Below are 18,609 nucleotides of genomic sequence, written 5' to 3'. Positions count from 1 at the left end.
ATCTGGCTGTTTGATCTCTGCAAACAGACAATTGACGAGGCTTGAGCAGCAATGCGCTCGGAGAAATAACGCACCTTTCTCCGAGCGCATCGGCGTCATTTCACAGCCGGGAGACCTGCCACGGCTGAAGGGGTCGGATTGTTGAGGCATTTGGGATGGCCGAAGCCGCCAGCGCTTTGGCCGACGCCGCCTTGACCATTCGGAGCCTGTCCGGTCCCGCCGGTGCCGTCGGCATTCGCCGTGATGTCGAAGATGATATTGTCAGGATGGCCCGCATCGGCGACTCCCTGAACCCCCTGAAACTCGTCGAACCCGAGTGCATTGCGAGTCCGCCACGCCACCATATGATCGGTACACGAGGTGTCGCCGCTGACACCCAGACCACCCACCCTCTGTCCGGCCTTGTAGAGTGCCAGGCCGCCGCCGAATACGTTCACACCACCAATTCGCTTGCCGACCATCGGATCAAGGTTGGTACCGAACGCCAGGCTGTTGACCGGTGCCGGACCGAAGCTTGCTGGCGTGACGCCCCCGAAGAACGATTGATTGCCATAGGCAACGCCAGTGTCCACCGGGTTGCTGTGCTGCAGTCCGTAGAGGCTGCCGCCAGGTTGAACGGCCGAGAACAGATTGGCCGTCGACAATGCAAGGCCGGCTGGGAACAGGCTGCCGCCGGGCGTGGCGTTATGGCCGAGGCTGAAATCATTCGCAGTATTTGCCTTCTGCGCGGAAATCACGCGGCTGCCAAGCCATTGAGCGGTGAATTGGCTGCCGGAGAATGCAACCGCACAAACCGTACCATCGCGGTCGACGATGGTGCCCCACATGTGAAAGCCAAGCCCGCCGTTCAGGCCATTTGCCGGTGTAATAGAACCGACCAGAGCGGTTCGAAGCTGCGATAGATTGGGTAGAGATCCACAGTCCGCCATGGCGGGACCGGCAAGCAGTGCAGCGAGGACAGTCACGGAACATGAAAGCAGGTGTCGCTGAATAAACATTGCCTACTCCTCTGCTAATGAGACGTGATTTGAAATTGCATGGTGGGAGCCCCCATCAATTTTCGTCTCGAAGCGAGAGCGCAGGTTCACGTCGCGTCGGGTGTTTTGTGTGTCAGCACCTCTTACATGTCATGCAATCATGACCTTCGCTTCATGCGAAGTCGAACCCGAATACAGCTTGCAGGGACGTCGTCGTCATTGCGATTGCCGATCGCTTTGACTTTGAATCGTCAGCGACCGGTCATCCTCGCACCTGCATGATCCCCGCCCCGGCTACGCCGTCCGCAGCACCGGCGCCGGCGGCTGTGCCGGCCGGATCAAGGCAAACGCGACCTGGATGATGCCGCCGGCGAGACCCAGCGCGACGCCGATGCGCCAGGCCATGTTGTAGGAGCCGAGCGCGTCATAGATCACCCCTCCACCGTAGGCGCCGAGGAAGCTGCCGATCTGGTGGCTCATGAAGGCGAGGCCCTGGATCATGGCCTGCCAGCGCAGGCCGAACATCTCGGCGACGGCGCCCGCGACCAGCGGGCCGACGCCCATCCAGAGAAAGCCCATGATGGCGCCGAACAAGAGCGTCGAGAACGGCGTTGCCGGCAGCGTGAAATACCAGGCGAGCGCGAGCGAGCGCAGGATGTAGATCGTGCCGAGCAGCGCCAGCTTGTTCCAGCGCTGGCCGGCCCAGCCGAAGAACAGCGAGCCCAGCACGTTGAAGCCGCCGATCATGCCGAGCGTCTGCGCGCTCAGCATCGGATCGAGGCCGCAGATGGCGAGATAGGACGGCAGATGCGTGGTGAGGAACACGAGCTGCATGCCGCAGACGAGATAAGCGCAGGTCATCACCACGAAGGCGGCGTTGCCGAACGCCGCCTTCGTCACCGACGCGGCCGTGGCATCGCCGATGTCATCGGCAGCCGGCTTCGGCAGCGGGATGGCGTCGACGCGGCCGGCATACCAGGCAGCGGGGATCATCAGCAATGACATCACGACGAAGCCGGCAAGCCCGATGCGCCAGCCAAAGCCCTCGTTCAGCATCTGCCCGATCGGTGCGGACAACAACGCACCGAGCGAGCCTGCGCCGGAGACGATGCCGAGCACGGTGGAGCGCACTGTCGCCGGGACCGCGCGCGCCGCCACCGACATCGCGATCGCCGCCGCGGTGCAGGCGAGCGAGGTGCCGATCAGCACGCCCGCGCCGATCATGATGCTGACGAGGCCGCCCGCCGTCGCCATCAGAATGAGACCGACGATATACATCAGCGCGCCGACAATCATGATGGGGCGGAAGCCGTAGCGCACCGTCATTGCGCCGGCGAGCGGCTGCAGGAACCCCCAGGCGAGGTTTTGCACGGCCAGCGCCAGCGTGAAATCCGAGATTGAGAGATGAATGTCATGCGTCAGTGGCTGCATGAAAATGCCGAGACTCTGCCGCAGCCCCATGCTCAGCGTCAGCATGATCGAGGCGCCGATCAGGATCGGCAAGGTCGGGCGCAGGACCTGCAACAGGGGCATTTTTGTTCTCCCTCATGGGCACTCGGCGCGCGCCGGCATCTGCAACATCGGTTGATTTTGGTTACACAGACCTGTGTACTTAGGCTATAGGTAGCGGGCGCTGTCAAGCGAAGAGGATGTTTGTCGCCGCATGGCTCCCCCGCCCGCCCCACAGACGATGAAAGAGCGGATCCTCGAGACCGCCGACAAGCTGTTCTATCTGCAAGGCATTCGCGCCATCGGCGTCGACACCATCGCGGCCGAGATCGGCATCTCCAAGCGCACGCTCTACAACCACTTCCCTTCGAAGGATGCGCTGATCGCGGCGTATCTGGAGCGCCGTTTCGTCCACGCCCGCCCCTCCGACAAGCCGCCGGCCGAGCAGATTCTCGGCACCTTCGATTCGCTGGAGCGGCGCTTTGCGGCCAAGGATTTTCGCGGCTGCCCGTTCGTGAATGCGGTGGCCGAGCTGGGGCCGACCGACCGCGCGGTGAAGAAGATCGCCATCGCCTTCAAGGAAAGCCGCCGCGTCTGGTTTCGCGAGCGGCTGACCGAGCTCGGCGTTGCCGACGCCGACGCGCTCGCAACGCAGCTCGTGCTCCTGGTCGACGGCTCGATCGCGCAGGACCTCGTACGTGACGATCCCGCGATGGCCCGCGCGGCGAAGGAAGCGGCAAAGGTGCTGTTGCGGAACGCGGGCGTGGATGTGGATGGTGGTGCAGCGAAGCCGGTGAAGGGCAAGCGCTCACCGCAATCATAACTGTTATCCCGGACAAGCGCAGCGAAGCGGAGCGCAGATCCGGGATCCATAGCCACAGGAAGTTGTTTGGCAAAGGCTCGGAGTGACCAGCTCGCTCCAAAACCCCTCCCTGGGGTTATGGGTCCCGGCCTTCGCCGGGATGACAGCTGAGTTGGTGGCTTGTAGCCGGGCCTCACGCCGCCTGCGACACCACCCGATTGCGCCCGTCGTGCTTGGCACGATACAGCGCCGTGTCGGCGCGCTTGAGGACGTCGGCCACTGCCTCGCCCTTCTGCTCCAGCGTGGTGAGCCCGATCGAGATCGTAACCTCGATGCGCTTGGTGCCCTTGTGGACGGCGAACGGTTCGCCTGCGATCGAGCGGCGCAGGCGTTCGGCGACCATGCCTGCGACATGCAGATCGGTCTCCGGCATCACGATCACGAACTCCTCGCCGCCGTAACGGCAGGCCAGATCGATGCCGCGGATCGACTTGCGCACGCGCACGGCGAACTCGCGCAAGACGTCGTCGCCGGCGTCGTGGCCGTAATTGTCGTTGATCGACTTGAAATAGTCGATGTCGAGGATCATCAGCGCGAGCGGCTTGCCGCGGGTCGAGGCCTGCTCGGCGAGCGTTGCCAGATGGCTCTCCATGTAGCGGCGATTGTGCAGGCCGGTGAGCGCGTCGGTGATCGCCATCTCGATCGAGTTCTGCACATTGTCGCGCAGATGGTCGGTGTAGCGGCGGCGGCGAATTTGCGTGCGGGCGCGCGCCAGCAGCTCGGTCTTGTCGATCGGGCGCAGCAGATAGTCGTTGACGCCGATCTCGAGGCCGCGCAGCAGCCGCGTGGAATTTTCGGCCTCCGCAATCGCCAGGATCGGCACGTGCCGGGTGCGCTCCAGCGAGCGCGCCTGGCTACAGAGCCGCAAGCCGTCGAAATTGTTCAGGTCGAGCGAGACGATCAGGAGATCGTAATTGCCCTCGGCGGCGTGAAACAGCGCTTCGGTCGGGTTGGGCTCGACGTCGACCGTGTGCTCGGCAGCGAGGATCGTCGCCAGCCGCTCATAGGAGGACTCGCGGTCGTCGACCAGGAGGATGCGGCCGCCCTTGCCGGTATCGGCCACCGCGGTCCGCTCCGGTGCCTGCATGCCGATCTCGAGCGAGGTGATGGCGCGCATGCGCAGCTCATCGGTCATCATCTTCAGCCGCGTCAGCGAGCGCACGCGCGCGATCAGCACGACGTCGGAGACCGGCTTTGTCAGGAAATCATCGGCACCGGCCTCCAGGCCACGGTTGCGGTCGGAGGGACTGTCGAGCGCGGTGACCATCACGACGGGAATGTGGTGCGTCGCCGGGTCGGTCTTCAGCCGGCGGCAGACTTCGAAACCGTCCATGTCGGGCATCATCACGTCGAGCAGGATTATGTCGCATTCGGCGCGGCGGGCCAGCGCCAGCGCCTCGGTGCCGTTCGAGGCGGTCATCACGTCGAAATATTCGGCGGAAAGGCGGGCCTCTAACAGCTTGACGTTGGCAGGAACGTCATCGACCACCAGGATACGCGCGGACACTTTGCACTCACTTCCTATCCGATAAAACGCCGGACCGTCTCAATGAATTTGCCGACCGAGATCGGCTTGGACAAATAGGCCTCGCAGCCGCCCTCGCGGATGCGCTCTTCGTCGCCCTTCATCGCGAACGCCGTGACCGCGACGACGGGAATGGCGCGCAGTTCCGGATCGTCCTTGATCCAGCGCGTCACCTCGAGGCCGGAGACCTGCGGCAATTGGATATCCATCAGCACCAGGTCGGGCCGCATCTTGCGCACGAGGTCGAGCGCCTCGTAGCCGTTGCTGGTGCCGGAGGTCTGGTAACCGTGCGCCTCCAACAGGTCGCGGAAGAGCTTCATGTTGAGCTCGTTGTCTTCCACGATCAGGACGGTCTTAGCCATCCCGCCCTCCTGTTTGGTCCTGAAGACCGGTGCATCTGACGCCTCAGGCGCCGCTTTCCGGCGCTTCGAAAACTGGATTCAAACTAGCCTCAGATTCGCTTGAGTTTCGTTAAGCCCGAGGGGCCACTTTCCGCGACGTGGTTTCCGGTTGCTTGCCTGGGGCCGCAAGACTCAACGCCGAGACTCAGTCCCAAGACTCACGCGCAAGACTCGGGCATAGTCCAAAGTAGACACCGAAAGTTAACGGAAAGGCAAACCGGGCCCGTGAAAAAGCCTGTTCACAACCCCCGCGAAGTCGCTGAAATCGTTGCGATTCAGGCGCTCTCCTTCGTGGCCGGCGAGCCCGAGCGGCTGGGCCTGTTCCTGGCTGAGACAGGGGTCGGCCCGGAGACGCTCCGGAACGCCGCCTCGGACCCCAATTTCCTGCTTAGCGTGCTCGATTTCGTGCTGCGCGATGACGACACCGTGAAGGCTTTTGCCAAGGCCTCGGACCTGCATCCGATCAACGTTGCCGCGGCGCGGCAGGTGCTGGGCGATGCGCTCGGCGACCGGACCTGGGAGCGCGACGTGCCGTGACCACCCCCGATCCGGCCGGGCCCCGCTGCTTCTGCCGGGATTGTCTGGCCGATCTGGACGTCAGCGTACAAGATTTGGGCGGGCGGCGCTGTTCCGCCTGCGGCTCCCCTCGCCTTGTCCGCCACCGTGCGCTCGCTGGGCTCACTATCGCCCATATCGACTGCGACGCTTTCTATGCGACGGTCGAGAAGCGCGACAATCCTGGGATCGCCGACAAGCCCGTCATCATCGGCGGCGGCAAGCGTGGCGTGGTCTCGGCCGCCTGCTACATCGCCCGCACCTATGGTGTCCGCTCGGCGATGCCGATGTATAGGGCGCTCGAAGCCTGCCCGCACGCGACCGTGATCCGGCCCGACATGGCGAAGTATGTCCGAGTCGGGCGCGAGGTGCGGCAGGCCATGCAGGCGCTGACGCCGCTGGTCGAGCCGCTCTCGATCGACGAGGCCTTTCTCGATCTCTCCGGCACCGAGCGTGTGCACCGCATGATCCCGGCAAAGGTGCTGGCGCGCTTTGCCCGCAACATCGAGCGCGACATCGGCATCACCGTGTCGGTCGGCCTGTCCTGCAACAAGTTTTTGGCGAAGATCGCCTCCGATCTCGACAAGCCGCGCGGCTTTGCGGTGCTCGACCAGGAGGAAGCGCGCACCATGCTGGCGGAAAAGCCGGTCGGCTTCATCTTCGGCGTCGGACCTGCGACACAAGAACGGCTGATGCAGCGCGGCTTCCGCCTCATCGCCGACCTGCAAAAGGCCGACGAGATCGAGTTGATGCGGCAGTTTCCGAGCGACGGCCGCCGGCTGTGGCGGCTGGCGCGCGGCATCGACGACCGCCGCGTCGAGGCCGACCGCGGCGCCAAGACGATTTCGAGCGAAACCACCTTCGAGACCGACATCCGCGATTTCGCATCGCTGGAGAAGATCCTGTGGCGGCTCTGCGAGAAGACCTCGTCGCGGCTCAAGAGCAGCGAGCTCGCGGGCTCGACCGTCACGCTGAAGCTGAAGACCGCCGATTTCCGCCAGCGCACCCGCTCGCAGTCGATCGCAGCCCCGACCCAGCTTGCCGCCAAAATCTTCTCGATCTGCCGCGAGATGCTGGCCAAGGAGATCGACGGCACCGCCTTCCGCCTGATGGGCGCCGGCGTCAGCGCGCTGCGCGACGGCTCCCCCGCCGACGACACCGACATGCTCGACCGCCGCGCCGCGCATGCCGAGCGCGCGGTCGACAGCCTGCGCAAGAAATTCGGCAATGCCGCGGTGATCCGCGGCATCGCGTATGACGGGCCGGAGAAGGCGCAGGAGTGATGGCGGCCTGCCCAAGTCAGTCGCGTTCGAAGATCCGCGCTCCCGGGTAGGCGCGCCTGGCATACTGAACGACCAACTGCCGATCCTGTGTCTCCAGAAACGGAGTCCGGATCTGACAAGACCCGACGACGAGGTGCCACAAGCCGTTGAGCTTTCGAATGACGACGTTCATGTGAGCTTCCTCGCAGTGACCCGAGTGGACTCAACTTGTCAGAATCTCCCGCCGCCGCTCAATTGTACTGGCGTAAAGCTCAGCGCATGAAAAGGATTAGCGGGGATATACAAAGGTATGGCTTCGCAGAGGCTCAAGCGATCTTACCGATCTGGAGGCTGGCACCGTGACAGGCGAACGCGATCTCGACGCGCTTCTGAGCAACATGAAGCCGGAGCTCCAGCCCGGCACTTTCGTATTCTGCACGATCCCGCCGAACGCCCCCATTTCCGCAGCACTCAATCCGCTGCTGACGTTCCGCGAGCAGGAAGGGATGGCGCTGGTGATCCGGCGTGAAGACGCCGAAGCGGCAGGATTGTCTTACGCATTCCCCTCCCGCCTGATCACCCTGACCGTCCACTCCGCGCTCGATGCCGTGGGATTTCTAGCGGCGATCACCGCGCGCCTGGCCAAGGCCGGCATCAGCGTGAACGCGGTTTCGGCGTTCCATCACGACCATCTCTTTGTGCCCGTAGATCGAGCCGATGAAGCGATGACCATTCTGCGGGAAATATCAGAGGCGAAGCACCCATAGCTGAGTAGGATGGGTTGAGCCCTTGCGAAACCCATCTCTTCCCGATCACCGCTCTCCGCCAGATTGACGGTGAAGAAGAAGCATCCACCCGGAACGACGTTGCGACGGTACGCGGTCATGGTGCGACGTTATCACGAAAACAAGTGCGATGGGTTTCGCAAGAGCTCAACCCATCCTACGCGCTGGACGACTTTCAAAGGTGATCGAGGCACCAAGTCAAAGCCGGTGCCAGGGCCGCATCAATTCGTAAACGGTACCGAGCTACATTCCGCCTTACGCGAACAAGGAGGATCAGATGTGGTGGATGATTGCTGCGGGCGTGGTCGCTTTTCTAATCATCCTTTATGTAATCGGAAAGCGGGACATTGCTCGTGAGGAGGCTATTGAAGCCAAGGAACAAGGAGCAAGGGACGGGGTGTCAACGCCCAACCTTGCCGCAGAGAAACCCCTTGTAAGCTATCCATCAGATGAATGGACCGAAGAGCAAGAAGTCGTCTTTTATGCCAATACTTTCCACGGTTACTTCACAAATGGTGGCCTCGATACGCTGCTCAGTGTCATAGGGATGAGAGACCTGAGCCTGAACACGATGTGCGAGGCTCTAACGGCCGTCGGCGCACAGCCGATTGTACCATTCTTGAAGCAGGCCAGTCTGGAAAGCGCGCCTCGCGGCGATACTGACGCGTATCTTGGGCGAATGCGCGAGTTAGGAGCAGCAATCGACAAACTGGAACTCAACGTTGGCCAGCTAAGCCAAGCCTACGCCCGGCGCCATGGCATAGACTGGTATGACGCGCATCTCGCTTATCGCCGTGACGGCCATGAGTAGCCCGGCGATGTTTCGGGTATTACGGTGACACCCATTAGCCGGCCGGAAATTACGGTGACAGTGGAAATTACGAAATTACGGTGACAGTGCACTAAATTGACACTCGCCGCTTTCACGGTCATGATGCGGCATGGCTCGTCTTGCTCGTGTCGTCATTCCCGGCCACCCCCACCATGTCACCCAGCGCGGCAACGGTCGCGCCCGCACGTTCTTCGAGGACGGCGACTACGCGCTGTATCGCGACATGCTCGCGGCAAATTGCAAAGCCGCCGGCGTCGAGGTGTGGGCCTGGTGCCTGATGCCCAACCACGTGCACCTCATTCTGGTGCCGTCCGACCCCGACGGGCTGCGTCACGCGCTTGCGCGCGTTCATCGCAGCTATGCCGGCACCATCCAGGCGCGACGCAAGCGTACCGGACATTTCTGGCAGGGCCGCTTCGGTGCCGTCGTGATGGATGAACGGCATCTGGCGGCGGTATTACGGTGACAGTGCACTAAATTGACACTCGCCGCTTTCACGGTCATGATGCGACATGGCTCGTCTTGCTCGTGTCGTCATTCCCGGCCACCCCCACCATGTCACCCAGCGCGGCAACGGTCGCGCCCGCACGTTCTTCGAGGACGGCGACTACGCGCTGTATCGCGACCTGCTCGCGGCAAATTGCAAAGCCGCCGGCGTCGAGGTGTGGGCCTGGTGCCTGATGCCCAACCACGTGCACCTCATTCTGGTGCCGTCCGACCCCGACGGGCTGCGTCACGCGCTTGCGCGCGTTCATCGCAGCTATGCCGGCACCATCCAGGCGCGACGCAAGCGTACCGGACATTTCTGGCAGGGCCGCTTCGGTGCCGTCGTGATGGATGAACGGCATCTGGCGGCGGCGCTGCGCTACGTGTCGCTCAACCCGGTGCGGGCGCGCCTGGTGCAGCGGGCCCAGGATTGGCGCTGGTCGAGCACGCGCGCGCATTTGCGCGGCAAGGATGACGGCGTGACGGCGCTGGCGCCGATCCGCAATCGTTTCCCCGAGTTTTCCGACCTGCTCGCAACCGAACCCGAAGCCGATCTGTTCGACGCACTGCGCTCCGCAGAGAGCATCGGCCGGCCGCTTGGCGACAACCGCTTTCTCGCCCGCATCGAACGCCAGACCGGTCGTGTCTTCAAGCCAGCCAAGCGCGGGCCCAAGCCGTCGGTGGACGAGATGGGTAATTAGTGCACTGTCACCGTAATAACCGCCTCTGGTAAAACGATTTACGCAAATCCTGAAACTGGGTTGCAGGTTGTTTATGACAACGCAGGGAATTATTTTCGGGTCGAGAATACGAACGTTACGGGGGCACTTCGATACACAGATCAATATGGCAATGCGATACCGGCGAACGTCCCGCTTGTGAAACCATCGGGTTCGACGCAGACTGGTGTGCCACCAGAGGTACGGCGCGCGCTAACTCACTTCAACAATACAGATTGATAGACTATGCATCCCTCCTATTTTCAATTGTTGAATTGCGAGGCAGACGCCCCCAAGGGAAGCTTGTCACTTCGTGCTGAGACTTCGGAATGGCTATTCCATATAAAATTCTGGGACGCTATCAATGTCGAACTGGGAAGCAATTTTGGGCAATATGAAGATGATACCTTGTCATTGAGCGATGCGCCTGTCGTTTTGAGAGAGCTTGATAAGCTCAGAGATAATTACCTTAGAGATCCAACGTACTCTCAAAAGGTAGTTTATGGTTGGACCCCAGATGGACGGGATCTAGAGTTTTCCATATCGGGCCCAGAATTGAGAAAAAGCATCGAAGAGTTGAGATCGTTTGTACTTTGGGCAATCGAGCAAAAATCTGACGTATTTTGCCAGCTTTGATCCCGTCGGGACGAGGCTTGGCAGCAACAATTGAGTGCACTGGACTGCACCCCTGAAGTGAGACACGACAATTGCGGTGACGGTACCGGACTATCGCTTCAATTGGCCTGCAATCACGAAGTATCTGGTTCAGCATGAAAATGAGGATCGCTCGTTCGTCAGATTCCGAAAGCCGAGACGTCGTGCGTCGTGGCGACTGGCTGTTGCCGCTGTCGTCGAGGGCCACGATGGCATAGTGCCACTGTTTTGCCCGACGCGTCAAATTGAATTCGCTAAATACGAAACTTGGGTTAGACCTGAATCCGCGATTCCCGCGCAATTTCCGCGCGTTGCCCAATGGGCATCGTCTGCCATCGTTTTTCGAAGACCGCCCCTCGCCTCAGAGGCCGCGCTCCCTGCCCGTCTCAAGCTGGTTTGCTCGACACCGCAATGGCTTGATCGGACGGGCATCGTGTCCTTCCACACCACCGCTTCTACTGTGCATGGGGTTGTTTTTCACTCTTTGCGAGACCATGCGCCGGCGCGGTTCAGAAAGGAGGGCGCGCAGCCCCGCCTATCGCTCCGCTCTTCCTCAGCCTGAGACCGCCCGGGCAGTGCACTCAATCCGCCACCGCAATCGCCTCGATCTCGATCAGCCATTCCGGCGCGGCGAGCGCGGAGACGCCGACGAGGGTCGAGGCCGGCGGCTCCATGCCTTCGAAGAAGACCGAACGGGCTTTGCCGATGATCGGGCGCAGCTCCGGCTTATAGCCGACGACGAAGGTCGTGATCTTGACGATGTTGGCGTAGGTGGCGCCGGCCGCCTTCAGCGCATGGCCGAGGTTCTGCATCACCTGCGTGGTCTGCGCGGCGATATCGCCCTCGCCGACGATCCGCCCCTCCTCGTCCACCGACACCTGGCCGGAGATGTAGATGGTGCGCGCGCCGGAGGCGGTGACGACGTGGGAATAAGCGGGATTGTGATGCAGGCCGCTGGGGCGGAGATGATCGAGCTTGGGCATGAGGCTGGCTCCCGGAGTTTTATGGTTGGGAGGGAGCGTAGCCGGAGACTGTGTCGAGAGCTAGCCTCGCCCCTCAATTGCAGGGCTTGCTGTCCTTGACGTCGAACTTGCCCATCGCACCGGAAATGACGAAGTCGTTGTAGTCGAGCACGAGCTGGCGGGAGACGCCGTTCTCGTAGAGCTCGAACGACATGGCGTAGACCGGCGTCTGCTCGCCTTCCTTCTGCTGGGCCTCGCGATCGAAATAGCTGACGGTGACCGGCCAGCGCTTTTGCGATTTCATGTGCTCGTCCGATGTCGACGGATCGGGCGCAGCGGCGCGGTCGGCCGCGATCGGCTGACCGATCACGGTCAGCGTATTGTAGACCTTCTGGCCGTCGTCGGAGCCGTCATAGACGGAGAGCTCGAGCAGCGACTTGCCGTCCTTGGCGGCCGCAATGATGCGCTGGATCTGCTCGGTCGGGAACACGATCTTGCCGTCCAGGGTGAAATTCTTCGGCGCCGGCAATTTCAGCTTGACGTTGATGTGGTCGCCATCGCGCTCCGCCGAGCCGTCGACGAGGCCGGCCTCGGTCTCGTTCATCCGCGTCTCGATCTTGAAGCGGTAGCTTTTGCCGGTGGCGTCCTCCCAGGAATTGGAGCGGAGGTCACTGAGCGTGATCTTGCCCTCGCCGCTGTCGAGCTCGGAGACCTGGCGGAATTCGGAGGTGTAGCCTTCGCAAGCGCTGCCGGCGAAATTGTAGAGGATGCGGCCGCGCGCGCTGTTGATGGAGTTGGAGCGCGATTTGACCAGGCTCAGATCGTAAAGCGCCTGATGCGGGAGGAACGGACCATTCGCGGCATGGGCACCGGCGCCGAGCGTGGCCGCGGCGAGCGCCATCACACCGAGTGAAGTCCGGAAAAGGTGCACCATGTCTGTTCCCTGGGGACGCGCAGATTCGACACTTTAATGACCGTTCCATTGCGTCGCAACTGCGGCGGTTTCACGTAAAGTTGCGCCTCTCCGTTGAACCTCCTGACCTGCCTTGGGAAAATGCAGTCTGCCGCAGCGTTCGTCCGCCCGATCGGCTTGCTTGCATGTGGCGGCTTGATGGGCGAAACAGGGCGCGCCCGGCGGTCACGAGACGCGCCGGAGCGGATGAGTTTTCAGACATCGAGGTCAGGACATGGCGGGCACGGTCGAGCAGAAACTGGCGGAACAGGGCATCAAGCTGCACGAGGCCCCCACCCCCGTGGCCAATTACGTGCCGTTCGTGCGCACCGGCAATCTGCTGTTCGTCTCGGGCCAGGTCTGCTTCGATCCCGCCGGCAAGCTGATCGCCAAGGGCAAGCTCGGCGCCGGCGTCTCGATCGAGGACGGTGCTGCGGCCGCGCGCGGCTGCGCCGTCAACCTGCTCGCGCAGGTCAAGGCCGCGCTCGGCGACCTCGACAAGGTCGTGCGCGTGGTGCGCCTCGGCGGCTTCATCAACTCGGCGCCCGACTTCCTGGACGGGCCGAAGGTGCTCAACGGCGCCTCCGACCTGATGGTCGCGGCCTTCGGCGACAAGGGCCGCCATGCCCGCACCACCGTCGGCGTCGCCTCGCTGCCCGCGGATGCGGCCGTCGAAGTCGAAGGCGTGTTCGAGGTCGCCTGAGGTCAGCATCGTGCGTGCTCCGGATTGGCTGACAGCGCGGCCGGTCGCCCATCGCGGCCTGCATGACATTTCGCGTGGCATCGTTGAGAACATGCCGGGCGCGGTGCAAGCCGCGATTGCCGGCAATTTCTCGATCGAGGTCGACATCCAGCTCTCGGCTGACGGCGAAGCCATGGTGCACCACGACCACGCCCTCGGCCGCCTCACCGACGCCACCGGCCCGGTGGTCGCGAAGACCGCGGCCGAGCTGAAGGCCATCACGTTCAGGGATACGCCCGAGCGGATGATGTCGCTCGGCGACCTCTGCGCCATGGTCGCCGGCCGCGTGCCGCTGGTGATTGAGGTAAAGAGCCATTTCGACGGCGACCGCAAGCTGGTGAAGCGGATGGCCGAGGTGCTGGCGTCTTATCAGGGACAAGCGGTCGGCATGTCCTTCGATCCCGACCAGGTGCTGGCGCTGCGCGAGCTGCTGCCGTCCCGTCCGCGCGGCATCGTCGCGCAGCGGAGCTATGAGGACGAGTACTGGGCCTACCTGACGCAAGCCCAGCGCGACAGCATGCTGTACCTCCGCCACGGCTTCCAGACCCAGCCGCATTTCATCGCCTTCAAGGTCGATCACCTGCCGGCCCCCGCCCCCTGGATCGCCCGCAACGTGTTTGGCTGCGTCCTGCTCGGCTGGACCGTGCGCACGGGCGAGCAGCGGACGCGAGTCGGGCAATATGCCGACCAGATGATCTTCGAAGGCTTCGTGCCGTAAGCTTGATGTTCCCCGCCCTTGAAGTCGCTGCTGCAATGCACGATCTTGGGAGCAATGGCATCATCCGAAATCACGCTGGAGGCGGTACCGTCCATTGGCGAAGTCTCGCCGGAGGATTGGGACGCTTGCGCCAATCCAGGCAAGATCTGCAACGGGCATGGCTTGGGAACCTCGTCCGGGGTCCCAGACGATTCCCTCGGCTTCTTAAAGCCCGCCTATAACCCCTTCGTCTCGCATGCGTTTCTTTCCGCTGCTGAGAAATCGGGTTCGGCTACGATCCGCACCGGCTGGGGTCCGCGGCATCTCGTCGCCAAGATTGGCGGACGCGTCGTCGGCGTCGTGCCCTGCTATCTGAAATCACACAGCCAGGGCGAATACGTTTTCGACCGCGGTTGGGCGGACGCCTATGAGCGCGCGGGCGGGCGCTATTACCCGAAGCTGCAGGTCTCTGTTCCCTTCACGCCGGCGACGGGGCCGCGGCTCCTGGTCCGTGACGGCGTCGACCGCGAGCGGATCACCGAGGCGTTAGCCAGCGGCCTGATTGCGCTGTGCGGCGTCAGCAAGGCCTCCTCGGTGCACGTCACCTTCGCCCGCGAGGCGGAGTGGCAGCTGCTTGCCCAGCATGGTTTCCTCCAGCGCACCGACCAGCAGTTTCACTGGCGCAATGAGGGCTTTGCGAGTTTCGACGATTTCCTGGCGACGCTGAACTCACGCCACCGCAAGTCTATCAAGCGCGAACGACGCGATGCGGTGGCCTCTGGTATCACCATCCACTGGCTCACGGGCAAGGACATCACCGAGGACGCCTGGGACGCGTTCTTCATGTTCTACATGGAGACCGGCTCTCGCAAATGGGGCCGTCCATACCTCACGCGCGAGTTCTTCTCGCTGATCGGCGAGACCATGAGCGAGGACGTGCTGCTGGTGATGGCCCGCCGCAACGGCCGCTGGGTCGCGGGCGCGATCAACTTCATCGGCTCGGACACGCTGTTCGGCCGCAACTGGGGCGCGGTCGAGCATCATCCCTTCCTGCATTTCGAGGTCTGCTACTACCAGGCAATCGATTTCGCCATCAAACGCGGTTTGAAGAATGTCGAAGCCGGCGCGCAAGGCGAGCACAAGATCGCGCGCGGCTACCTGCCGCGGACGACCCATTCCGCCCATTTCATCGCCGATCCCGGCCTGCGCCGCGCCATCGACGATTACCTCAAGCGCGAGCGCGCCTATGTTGCGGAGGCCGGCCGCGAGCTCGCCGAGCTTGGCCCGTTCCGGAAAGGCATCGACGAGGCGCCTTGACGGTTTGCCGTCGGTGGTGACAGTAAGCGCGAAATTCTAAGCGCAATGTTCTTGAAAGCTCTTGGGAGCCGCCGCCATGACCGCCTACGACACCAACAACATCTTCGCAAAGATCCTGCGCGGCGAGCTGCCCTGTCACAAGGTCTATGAGGACGAGCACGTGTTCGCCTTCCTCGACATCATGCCGCGGGTGCCCGGCCACACGCTGGTGATCCCGAAGGCTCCTGCCCGCAACATCCTCGACATCGCACCGGACGATTACGCCCACGTCGCCCGGGGCGCGAAGAAGATCGCAATCGCCGCAATGAAGGCGTTCAAGGCAGATGGCATCACCGTGCAGCAATTCAACGAGCCCGCCGGCGGACAGGTGGTGTTTCATCTCCACATGCACGTGATGCCCCGCCACGACGGCGTCGCGATGCTGCCGCCTGCGAGCCGCAAGGAAGACGTCAAGGTGCTGGAAGAGAACGCGACCAAGCTGATCGCGGCGCTGAAGAGCTGATCGTCATTCCGGGGTGCGCATCCTGGCGCGAACCCGGAATCCATCATGCGTCAGAGATGGTGGCGGAATGGATTCCGGGCTCGCGACTTCGTCGCGCCCCGGAATGACGGACTACTCCGTCTGAAAATCCCCTGCTTGCGGCGCCGCTAATGGCGTGAACTCGCAGCGGTCCGGCTTGATGTCGATCAGCGGCGTGTTGTCGAGGCAGTCGAGGCCGCGCACGAGGATCGAGCTGCCCTCGATGCCGACCAGCTTCACGATCGAGGTGCCGATCGGATTGGGTCGCACCGGCGAACGCAGCGAAAACGTACCGCGGGTCTTCTCGTTGTTCTTTGGGCTTTGCAGGACGATGTCGCGGCGGGACTTGTCGAGCCAATAAAGCACTTCGAGATTGCTGTAGAAATCGACGCCCTTGATCGCGGGTACGAAGGGCTCGAAGATCTCGAGCCTGCACACCGGGCCGTCGGCGCGACCCTGCCGCGGCGTCTCGAGCCGCGAGGTCCAGGGCGTGCGGATACGACCGATGAAGACGAGGCCGGCATCCTCCGCAGGCGGCAGCTCGATGGCGACCTCTCCCTCACGGAGTTCGTTTTCGCGAACCATATTTCCACTTCCTTGGCTGTTCGCAAGGGTTTTAGCCCAACCACCATTTGCCGGCCAGCATGAAGACTTCACCGGCGACAACCCCCGCAAAGATCGAGCGGCGCGTCAGCAGGAACATGACGAGGCCGGCGCCGACAGCGCCGTAGCGCAGGCCATCAGGCACGCTGGCCAATGCGCCCGGCGGCTGGACCACGATCTGGGCGATGACGCCGGCCAGAATGGCAGTGGCAACCGCCCTCACCCAGACCAGCAGCTCGGAACCTTCGTCGATGCCGCCGCCGAACCACAGGCCGAGCATGCGCCATATCTGGTTGGGAACGACGCCGGCGACGAACAGCACCAACAGCGCGTGCCAGTCGCCGATGAGTTGCGCGGCGCTCATGCGCCCACCTCCCGCCACCAGTGCACGCCGTAGGCGATCGTGCCGGCGGCAACACCGCTGACGAGAATGTCGAGGCCGGAGTTCATCTTCGCGGCCAGCGGATAGAGCAAAATTCCGAGCGTCAGCGCAACCACGTCGGCGACCTCGCGGCTGTTGCGAGCGGTCGAGAACAGAAACGATAGCGGCGTCAGCAGCAGGATCGCGGCGCCCAGCGTGTGCGTCAGGTTGGCGGCGAGAAAATAGCCGACCGTGTTGGCGGTGAGGCACACCGAAACCAGACCAAAGCCAAGTCCGTTGACGAAGGCGATGCGCCGCTCGCGCGGTACCTGCGGCAGGAAGCGATGGCATTCGACCCATAGCGTCACGGCCGTCAGATGGGCGGCGAAGAACAATTCACGCCGCCTGGTCGTCGGCGTACGCATCAGCGGCAGCACTGAGACCACCATCGGAAACAGCCGGATCGCGCTGACGGTGACCGCGATCGCCGACTGGATGATGGTCGCGCCCGAGCCGAGCGTGGTGATCAGGATAATCTGCGCCGGCCCGGCCCCCACGAATAGCGTCGAAGCCAGCGCCCAGACCAGGCTGAAATGGCTGTCATGGGCGAGCGCGCCGATGCCGAGATAGGTTGCGAACAGAACGAGCGTGAGGATCGTCTGCGTGATCGAGTGCAGCCCCCAGGCAAAGGCGCGCCAGGGACTTTGCCATTGAGGTGAATCGAGCGGAGGAAGCGCCACGGGATCTCGGGCCGGCGGGTGAGGAATCGTGCCTGAATAACGGGCAATGCGGACGGCCACGTCAAGGAAGCTCGCGGCGGGGCTGGCATGCGCACGGCACCCCCTACCCGCTCACACCCCTGTTCTTCAGCACAAAACACGCCCCACCCACCTTCCGGATGCGGTTGCAGAGATCATCCGCCTCAGGGCGCGTGTCGGCGCCGATGCGCACCTGATAGAAGGCGTGCGATCCGCGGCTGCGTACCACTGAGCTCAGCAGGCTGGGATCGCGGTCGCCGATGACGGCGCTGAGGCGCGTGACGGCGCGCGAATACATCGCCAGCGCTTTGTTGCGGTCGAAGCCAGCGGCGAGCTGAACGCCCCAGATCTTGGCGGCGGCGAGCTCGACATGCTGCTCGAGCTCGGCCACGAACGGGTTCGGCGCGCGCTTGAGCAGCGCCATCAGGTCGCGGCAACTCGTCGGCGGCGAGCTCGGCGGGCCCTTGCCGGTGCTGCCGGCTTTGGCCCATGTGTCAACGCTCGCACCGGTGATGGCGTAGACATAGTTGCGCGTCTGCTCCGGCATGCCACCGGTGCCCGCGAGCCATTCCTGCACCCGTCGCGGACCGGCATTGTAGGCGGCCGCGGCGAGGCCGAGATTGCCGAACTGACTACGCAGCTCGTTCAGGAATTCGGCCGATTTCGGCAGCGCCTGAACCGGATTGAACGGATTGAGCAGCCCCCGCTCGCTGGCGGTGCCCGGCATGAACTGCGCAATCCCCTGCGCGTGCTCGCCACTGCGCGTCGTCGGACCCACCGCATCGGCCTGGAAGCGGCTCTCCTGCCAAATGACGCGGGCGAAGAATTCGAGCGGCAGATTGGCATCGCGCGCGGCGGCCTCCACGATCAGGCAGATCGACTCCCGCGTGTCGCTCTCGCGGCCATCCGCCGGCTTCTCCGGCGGCGCCTCGACGCTGGGGACTGCAGTATCGGTCTTTGCGGGTGAGCTGTCCTCCGCCGCCCCCGCTGTCATCAAGATCAGCAATGCTGGGACGACGAGTGATGCAATTCGCGCCAACCGTGCCCAAGCATCGCGGTGGCGGGCGCCTGCGCGGCATGCAACAAGGTGATCTGCCATATCGTGGCGCTGTGCCATGGTTCGACGAGTTGCAATCGATGTTGCCTGACCTGCTTCTCCCAATGCGTTCCCCCGCCAGACGGATCCATAC

The 18,609-nt window shown here is 63.2% G+C and carries 22 protein-coding genes; 11 read left to right on the top strand and 11 right to left on the bottom strand.

Annotated elements, in window-relative coordinates; translation table 11 throughout:
* Window positions 1-95: 95 nt before the first annotated feature.
* Window positions 96-998 (bottom strand): GlcG/HbpS family heme-binding protein, encoded by a 903-nt coding sequence (locus ACWAT4_RS17705; protein ID WP_249209930.1) that lies wholly within the window; start codon window positions 996-998, stop codon window positions 96-98.
* A gap of 273 nt (window positions 999-1,271) precedes the next feature.
* Complete coding sequence (locus tag ACWAT4_RS17700; protein ID WP_212301098.1) at window positions 1,272-2,510, bottom strand: MFS transporter; 1,239 nt, start codon at window positions 2,508-2,510, stop codon at window positions 1,272-1,274.
* 130 nt (window positions 2,511-2,640) lie between these two features.
* Here ACWAT4_RS17700 and ACWAT4_RS17695 point away from each other — a divergent pair, with 130 nt between their 5' ends.
* Window positions 2,641-3,249 (top strand): TetR/AcrR family transcriptional regulator, encoded by a 609-nt coding sequence (locus ACWAT4_RS17695; protein ID WP_449731012.1) that lies wholly within the window; start codon window positions 2,641-2,643, stop codon window positions 3,247-3,249.
* A gap of 172 nt (window positions 3,250-3,421) precedes the next feature.
* Here ACWAT4_RS17695 and ACWAT4_RS17690 read toward each other — a convergent pair whose 3' ends face one another.
* The gene (locus ACWAT4_RS17690; RefSeq protein ID WP_212301100.1) at window positions 3,422-4,795 is read right to left on the bottom strand and encodes a PleD family two-component system response regulator; all 1,374 of its coding nucleotides are present in this window, start codon (window positions 4,793-4,795) and stop codon (window positions 3,422-3,424) included.
* Window positions 4,796-4,809: 14 nt separating this feature from the next.
* Window positions 4,810-5,175 carry a response regulator gene (locus ACWAT4_RS17685; protein WP_008566616.1) on the bottom strand — a complete coding sequence of 122 codons (366 nt, stop codon included), beginning with the start codon at window positions 5,173-5,175 and terminating at the stop codon, window positions 4,810-4,812.
* Between the two features lie 264 nt (window positions 5,176-5,439).
* On the opposite strand from ACWAT4_RS17685, the gene ACWAT4_RS17680 reads away from it, so the two are divergent.
* A complete protein-coding gene (locus tag ACWAT4_RS17680; RefSeq protein ID WP_449731011.1) occupies window positions 5,440-5,751 on the top strand; it encodes a DUF3572 domain-containing protein in 312 nt (103 codons plus the stop codon).
* A complete protein-coding gene (locus tag ACWAT4_RS17675; RefSeq protein ID WP_449731010.1) occupies window positions 5,748-7,052 on the top strand; it encodes a DNA polymerase IV in 1,305 nt (434 codons plus the stop codon). The genes ACWAT4_RS17680 and ACWAT4_RS17675 overlap by 4 nt, the downstream gene beginning before the upstream one ends.
* A 16-nt stretch (window positions 7,053-7,068) precedes the next feature.
* On the opposite strand, the gene ACWAT4_RS17670 is transcribed toward ACWAT4_RS17675, so the two are convergent.
* A complete protein-coding gene (locus ACWAT4_RS17670; protein WP_212424437.1) occupies window positions 7,069-7,224 on the bottom strand; it encodes a hypothetical protein in 156 nt (51 codons plus the stop codon).
* A 166-nt stretch (window positions 7,225-7,390) separates the two neighbouring features.
* Between ACWAT4_RS17670 and ACWAT4_RS17665 the strand changes: the two genes are divergently transcribed.
* The 4 genes from ACWAT4_RS17665 (at window position 7,391) to ACWAT4_RS17650 (ending at window position 9,835) form a co-directional block, all read left to right on the top strand.
* Complete coding sequence (locus ACWAT4_RS17665; protein ID WP_449731009.1) at window positions 7,391-7,798, top strand: ACT domain-containing protein; 408 nt, start codon at window positions 7,391-7,393, stop codon at window positions 7,796-7,798.
* A 295-nt stretch (window positions 7,799-8,093) separates the two neighbouring features.
* A complete protein-coding gene (locus ACWAT4_RS17660) occupies window positions 8,094-8,627 on the top strand; it encodes a DMP19 family protein (RefSeq protein ID WP_212447675.1) in 534 nt (177 codons plus the stop codon).
* 130 nt (window positions 8,628-8,757) lie between these two features.
* The gene (locus ACWAT4_RS17655; protein ID WP_449731008.1) at window positions 8,758-9,114 is read left to right on the top strand and encodes a transposase; all 357 of its coding nucleotides are present in this window, start codon (window positions 8,758-8,760) and stop codon (window positions 9,112-9,114) included.
* 46 nt (window positions 9,115-9,160) lie between these two features.
* The gene (locus tag ACWAT4_RS17650; protein WP_449731007.1) at window positions 9,161-9,835 is read left to right on the top strand and encodes a transposase; all 675 of its coding nucleotides are present in this window, start codon (window positions 9,161-9,163) and stop codon (window positions 9,833-9,835) included.
* Between the two features lie 1,253 nt (window positions 9,836-11,088).
* Here the strand turns inward: ACWAT4_RS17650 and ACWAT4_RS17645 are convergent.
* Both ACWAT4_RS17645 and ACWAT4_RS17640 read right to left on the bottom strand, forming a co-directional pair.
* Window positions 11,089-11,490 carry a RidA family protein gene (locus ACWAT4_RS17645; protein WP_194482396.1) on the bottom strand — a complete coding sequence of 134 codons (402 nt, stop codon included), beginning with the start codon at window positions 11,488-11,490 and terminating at the stop codon, window positions 11,089-11,091.
* Window positions 11,491-11,563: 73 nt separating this feature from the next.
* Window positions 11,564-12,403, bottom strand: coding sequence for a cell envelope integrity EipB family protein (locus ACWAT4_RS17640; RefSeq protein ID WP_212303884.1), 840 nt, complete (start codon window positions 12,401-12,403; stop codon window positions 11,564-11,566).
* Between the two features lie 253 nt (window positions 12,404-12,656).
* Here ACWAT4_RS17640 and ACWAT4_RS17635 point away from each other — a divergent pair, with 253 nt between their 5' ends.
* The 4 genes from ACWAT4_RS17635 (at window position 12,657) to ACWAT4_RS17620 (ending at window position 15,679) form a co-directional block, all read left to right on the top strand.
* Entirely contained in the window at window positions 12,657-13,124 is a 468-nt protein-coding gene (locus tag ACWAT4_RS17635; protein ID WP_014494672.1) for a RidA family protein, read from the top strand.
* A gap of 10 nt (window positions 13,125-13,134) precedes the next feature.
* The gene (locus tag ACWAT4_RS17630) at window positions 13,135-13,881 is read left to right on the top strand and encodes a glycerophosphodiester phosphodiesterase (RefSeq protein ID WP_449731006.1); all 747 of its coding nucleotides are present in this window, start codon (window positions 13,135-13,137) and stop codon (window positions 13,879-13,881) included.
* A gap of 54 nt (window positions 13,882-13,935) precedes the next feature.
* Complete coding sequence (locus tag ACWAT4_RS17625; RefSeq protein ID WP_449731005.1) at window positions 13,936-15,177, top strand: GNAT family N-acetyltransferase; 1,242 nt, start codon at window positions 13,936-13,938, stop codon at window positions 15,175-15,177.
* Window positions 15,178-15,253: 76 nt separating this feature from the next.
* On the top strand, window positions 15,254-15,679 hold the full coding sequence (locus ACWAT4_RS17620; RefSeq protein ID WP_212303887.1) for an HIT family protein: 426 nt from the start codon (window positions 15,254-15,256) through the stop codon (window positions 15,677-15,679).
* A gap of 111 nt (window positions 15,680-15,790) precedes the next feature.
* Here the strand turns inward: ACWAT4_RS17620 and tsaA are convergent, their stop codons facing one another.
* From tsaA to ACWAT4_RS17600, 4 genes are all read right to left on the bottom strand, one after another.
* A complete protein-coding gene (gene tsaA, locus ACWAT4_RS17615) occupies window positions 15,791-16,282 on the bottom strand; it encodes a tRNA (N6-threonylcarbamoyladenosine(37)-N6)-methyltransferase TrmO (protein ID WP_212303888.1) in 492 nt (163 codons plus the stop codon).
* A 31-nt stretch (window positions 16,283-16,313) separates the two neighbouring features.
* On the bottom strand, window positions 16,314-16,664 hold the full coding sequence (locus tag ACWAT4_RS17610) for an AzlD domain-containing protein (RefSeq protein WP_212303889.1): 351 nt from the start codon (window positions 16,662-16,664) through the stop codon (window positions 16,314-16,316).
* Window positions 16,661-17,401 (bottom strand): AzlC family ABC transporter permease, encoded by a 741-nt coding sequence (locus ACWAT4_RS17605; RefSeq protein WP_449731004.1) that lies wholly within the window; start codon window positions 17,399-17,401, stop codon window positions 16,661-16,663. The genes ACWAT4_RS17610 and ACWAT4_RS17605 overlap by 4 nt, the downstream gene beginning before the upstream one ends.
* Before the next feature lie 103 nt (window positions 17,402-17,504).
* Complete coding sequence (locus ACWAT4_RS17600; protein ID WP_249210139.1) at window positions 17,505-18,413, bottom strand: lytic transglycosylase domain-containing protein; 909 nt, start codon at window positions 18,411-18,413, stop codon at window positions 17,505-17,507.
* Window positions 18,414-18,609: the final 196 nt, after the last annotated feature.

Source organism: Bradyrhizobium sp. T-1, from assembly GCF_053592855.1.
Note: the sequence above shows the minus strand (reverse complement) of the source record. Positions and strands in the feature narration are given on the sequence as shown.

Excerpts from the sequence above, each read along its gene's own strand:
- ACWAT4_RS17705 (WP_249209930.1), bottom strand. The coding sequence starts at position 998 with ATGTTTATTCAGCGACACCTGCTTTCATGTTCCGTGACTGTCCTCGCT.
- ACWAT4_RS17655 (WP_449731008.1), top strand. The coding sequence starts at position 8,758 with ATGGCTCGTCTTGCTCGTGTCGTCATTCCCGGCCACCCCCACCATGTC.
- ACWAT4_RS17660 (WP_212447675.1), top strand. The coding sequence starts at position 8,094 with ATGTGGTGGATGATTGCTGCGGGCGTGGTCGCTTTTCTAATCATCCTT.
- ACWAT4_RS17670 (WP_212424437.1), bottom strand. The coding sequence starts at position 7,224 with ATGAACGTCGTCATTCGAAAGCTCAACGGCTTGTGGCACCTCGTCGTC.
- ACWAT4_RS17625 (WP_449731005.1), top strand. The coding sequence starts at position 13,936 with ATGGCATCATCCGAAATCACGCTGGAGGCGGTACCGTCCATTGGCGAA.
- ACWAT4_RS17700 (WP_212301098.1), bottom strand. The coding sequence starts at position 2,510 with ATGCCCCTGTTGCAGGTCCTGCGCCCGACCTTGCCGATCCTGATCGGC.
- tsaA (WP_212303888.1), bottom strand. The coding sequence starts at position 16,282 with ATGGTTCGCGAAAACGAACTCCGTGAGGGAGAGGTCGCCATCGAGCTG.
- ACWAT4_RS17635 (WP_014494672.1), top strand. The coding sequence starts at position 12,657 with ATGGCGGGCACGGTCGAGCAGAAACTGGCGGAACAGGGCATCAAGCTG.
- ACWAT4_RS17610 (WP_212303889.1), bottom strand. The coding sequence starts at position 16,664 with ATGAGCGCCGCGCAACTCATCGGCGACTGGCACGCGCTGTTGGTGCTG.
- ACWAT4_RS17600 (WP_249210139.1), bottom strand. The coding sequence starts at position 18,413 with ATGACAGCGGGGGCGGCGGAGGACAGCTCACCCGCAAAGACCGATACT.
- ACWAT4_RS17640 (WP_212303884.1), bottom strand. The coding sequence starts at position 12,403 with ATGGTGCACCTTTTCCGGACTTCACTCGGTGTGATGGCGCTCGCCGCG.
- ACWAT4_RS17650 (WP_449731007.1), top strand. The coding sequence starts at position 9,161 with ATGGCTCGTCTTGCTCGTGTCGTCATTCCCGGCCACCCCCACCATGTC.
- ACWAT4_RS17695 (WP_449731012.1), top strand. The coding sequence starts at position 2,641 with ATGGCTCCCCCGCCCGCCCCACAGACGATGAAAGAGCGGATCCTCGAG.
- ACWAT4_RS17645 (WP_194482396.1), bottom strand. The coding sequence starts at position 11,490 with ATGCCCAAGCTCGATCATCTCCGCCCCAGCGGCCTGCATCACAATCCC.
- ACWAT4_RS17685 (WP_008566616.1), bottom strand. The coding sequence starts at position 5,175 with ATGGCTAAGACCGTCCTGATCGTGGAAGACAACGAGCTCAACATGAAG.
- ACWAT4_RS17620 (WP_212303887.1), top strand. The coding sequence starts at position 15,254 with ATGACCGCCTACGACACCAACAACATCTTCGCAAAGATCCTGCGCGGC.